The organism is Inquilinus sp., from assembly GCF_057815775.1.
Genome location: NZ_JBYRFX010001038.1, coordinates 1 through 3,480, shown reverse-complemented (window position 1 = coordinate 3,480; position 3,480 = coordinate 1). Strand labels below are relative to the sequence as shown.

Genomic DNA, 3,480 nt, shown 5'->3' with positions numbered 1-3,480 from the left:
GCGGACCAAGCCCCAGGTGCCGTCTTCGGTCACCACCCGGATGCCGTTGACCGTGACCAGGTCGACGATGCGGTGGCCGGCCAGCCCGCCATTAGCGGCGATCTCGCGGAAGCGCTTCTCCACCCGTTCGACCACCTCGTACTTCACCTCGTCGGCGCAATGCGGCGACATGGTCGGCGACCCCCAGGTCTTCGGCAGGGCGCGGTACAGGTCGGCCATGCTCGCATCCGGGTTGCGGTCCATCATCTCGCAGACCGCGATGGCGGTGACCAGCCCGTCGTCATAGCCGCGGCCGATCGGCGGGTTGAAGAAGAAATGGCCGGACTTCTCGAACCCGGCCAGGGCGTTCAGGTCCCGCACCCGGCGCTTGATGTAGGAATGCCCGGTCTTCCAATAGTCGGTCTTGGCGCCCTGGGCCTGCAGCACCGGGTCGGCCGCGAACAGGCCGGTCGACTTGACGTCGACCACGAACTGCGCGCCGGGGTGCAGCGCCGACAGGTCGCGCGCCAGCATCACGCCGACCTTGTCGGCGAAGATCTCGTTCCCCTCATTGTCGACCACGCCGCAGCGGTCGCCGTCGCCGTCGAAGCCCAGGCCGAAATCGGCCCCGGTCTCGCGCACCTTGGCGGCGATGGCGTGCAGCATCTCCATGTCTTCGGGGTTGGGGTTGTAGTTCGGGAAGGTGTGGTCGAGCTCGACATCGAGCGGGATGACGTCGAGGCCGATCGCCTCCAGCACCCGCGGCGCGAAGGCGCCGGCGGTGCCGTTGCCGCAGGCGGCGACCACCTTCAGCCTGCGCTTGATCGCCTTGCCGCGGGTCAGTTCCTGGAAATACTCCTCGGCGAAACCCTCGACGAAGCGATAGCCGCCACCGGCGCGCGACACGAAGGCGCCGGACAGCACGATGTCGCGCAGCCGGCCCATCTCCTCCGGCCCGAAGGTGACCGGGCGGTTGCAGCCCATCTTCACCCCGGTCCAGCCATTGTCGTTGTGCGAGGCGGTGACCATCGCCACGGCCGGCACATCGAGCGCGAACTGCGCGAAATAGGCCATCGGCGACACCGCCAAGCCGATGTCGTGCACGGTGCAGCCGGCCGCCATCAGCCCCTGCGCCAGCGCGATCTTGATCGCCATGGAATAGCTGCGGAAATCATGCCCGATCACGACGTCGGGCTTCACCCCTGCCTCATGCAGATAGGTGCCGAGGCCGAGGCCCAGCGCCTGCACTCCCATCAGGTTCAGCTCCGGCAGCTTGTCCGAGCCGGGATGGCCGAACCACCAGCGGGCGTCGTATTCGCGGAAGCCGGTGGGCTTGACCAGCGGCGTGGTCTCGAAGGCGTAGGTGTTGGGGACCAGGTCGGCGGATGGCGTCGGGAACATGGGAGGTCCTCGGTGGCAGCGAGCGGGAGGGGCGGCCGGTGGCCAAGCAATACACAACCCATCGCCGGCCATGGGGCCGGCGGGATGACGATCACGGAGCGCATGGCCGGAAGCCCGCCGCCGCGTCGGTACGGACCTTCTGGGAAGACACGGGGCCCGGCGTTGCGGCCGGGCCCCTGCCGGATCAGGCGTTCAGCAGTTCGCGCACGGGCTTGGACGGGCTGAACACCACCTTCTTCGAGGCGGCGATGGTGATCGGCTGCCCGGTGGTGGGGTTGCGGCCTTCCCGCTCCGGCCGGATCGCGACCTTGAAGCGGCCGAAGCCCGAGATCGAGACCTCGTCGCCCTTGGCCGCGGATTCGGTGATGGCCTGGAAGATGCTGGTCAGGATGCGCTTGGCCCGCACGCGGGGCAGCTTGTGGTCCTGGGCCAGCTGTTCGATCAGCTCCGAGGTGTTCATCGTCGTTCCTCTAGGTGGAAAGGGCGCATCGCACCCGGGGAAGGGCATGGGCGGCGCCCACACCCGTGGCGCATGCTCGCGCGGAGCATGTCGGGGGCGGCCGGCGGGCGGGGTCAGGGAATGACGGCTTCGACATCGTCCTCGACCTCCTCTCCGTCATCGACCAGGGGATCGTCCTCGGCGCCGGGGTCGTCGGCCTTGAAGGCCAGGACCGTGTCGCCCACCGTCTCGAAGAAGCTCAACCGGCCATCGGCCAGGATGGCGCCGTCATCGGCGAAGCGGCGCAGCATCCGCGGCCGCCGGGTGGTGAACACCAGCGTCGCCGTGCGGCGCCTTGCATCGACCAGCCGCTCGCACCAGTCGCGGAAGCCGGGCGGGCCGCCGACCACCGATTCATCGGCCACATAGATGTCGAAGGGCAGGGCATAGGCGGTGGTGAACAGAAACCGCCCGCGCTTGTCGCCGGTGTAGCTGGAGAACGGGCGGTCGAAATCGCCGCGCAGGCCGCTGTGCATCTCGACGAAGCGGATCACCTCGGCCGGGTCGGCGCCGTAGATGCGGGCGATGAACCAGGCGTTCTCGCGCCCGGTCATGGTGCTGACGAACGGGCTGGCGGTGCCGACCGGGAACGACACCCGGCCCTGGCGCAGCACGCGGCCGGTGTCGGGGTGGATGCCGCCGGCCAGCAGGCGGATCAGCGTCGACTTGCCGGTGCCGCGCCGGCCGAGGATGCCGACCGTGCGCCCGGGCTCGAACACCGCGGTCACGTCGTCCAACACCAGCTTGCCATGCCCGCCGCCATGCGGCCGGTAGCGCTTGGTGACGTGGTCCAGCACGATCATCGCGATGCCGCCCGGCGCCGGCGCAGCGCCCGTTCCAGGATCAGGCCGAGGAACAGCGAGCCGACGCCCCAGGCCAGCACATAGCCCTTGTCGAGAATGACCGAGGGATAGGTCAGGTAGAAGCCGGTGCGGAACCATTCCACCGCATGCAGCAGCGGGTTCCAGACCAGGTAGTCGCGGATCTGCTTCGGCATGTAGTCGGGCACGTAGAACACGGCGCTGAGGAACAGCAGCGACCTGGCGAACACGCCGTAGACGATGGCCCAGAGCCGGAAGAACGACCCGATCACGCCGTTGACGATGCCGACGCCGACCGCCATCAGCGCCGCCGCGCCGAAGGCCGAGATGACCTTGAGCGGCTGGATCGGAAAGGCCTCGGGCACGCCGATCACGAGGTAGATGAAGCTGAACAGCGCGATCATGACGATGTCCAGCTGCAGGATCTCCAGCAGCGCCCGGGCCATCATCAGGTCCAGCGGCTTGACCAGCGGCAGGTTGCGGGCCAGCGAGGTGCTGCGCAGCGCCCCCATGGCGCGAGACGAGATGTGCACGAAGGTGAAGTACGGGATCATCCCGGTGCCGAGGAACAGGAACATGCTGGTGCCGAAATCGGGCCGGCGGCCGATCGCGTAGAACACCCCCAGCATCATCGTCAGCTGCAGCATCGGCTCGAGCAGTTCGAGCGCGTAGCTGAGGCGCGAATGCTTGGCGTGCATCCGCATCTCGCGCAGCATCAGCGACACCACCACCCGGGCCTGCACCCCCAGGGCCGTGCCGAAGCCCGGGCGGGCGAGCGTG

The 3,480-nt window shown here is 68.6% G+C and carries 4 protein-coding genes; all 4 read right to left on the bottom strand.

Translation table 11 applies throughout. The features are described 5' to 3' along the window. A partial coding sequence (locus AC3XYG_RS36945; RefSeq protein WP_489144889.1) for a phosphomannomutase/phosphoglucomutase occupies nt 1-1,380 on the bottom strand: 1,380 nt, incomplete at its 3' end. A 184-nt stretch (nt 1,381-1,564) separates the two neighbouring features. Beyond that, complete coding sequence (locus AC3XYG_RS36940; protein ID WP_309795259.1) at nt 1,565-1,840, bottom strand: HU family DNA-binding protein; 276 nt, start codon at nt 1,838-1,840, stop codon at nt 1,565-1,567. A gap of 113 nt (nt 1,841-1,953) precedes the next feature. After that, nucleotides 1,954-2,682, bottom strand: coding sequence for an ABC transporter ATP-binding protein (locus AC3XYG_RS36935; RefSeq protein WP_489144888.1), 729 nt, complete (start codon nt 2,680-2,682; stop codon nt 1,954-1,956). Then, nucleotides 2,679-3,480: ABC transporter permease (locus AC3XYG_RS36930; RefSeq protein ID WP_489144887.1), on the bottom strand; the 802-nt coding region annotated here is incomplete at its 5' end. The genes AC3XYG_RS36935 and AC3XYG_RS36930, both read right to left, overlap by 4 nt.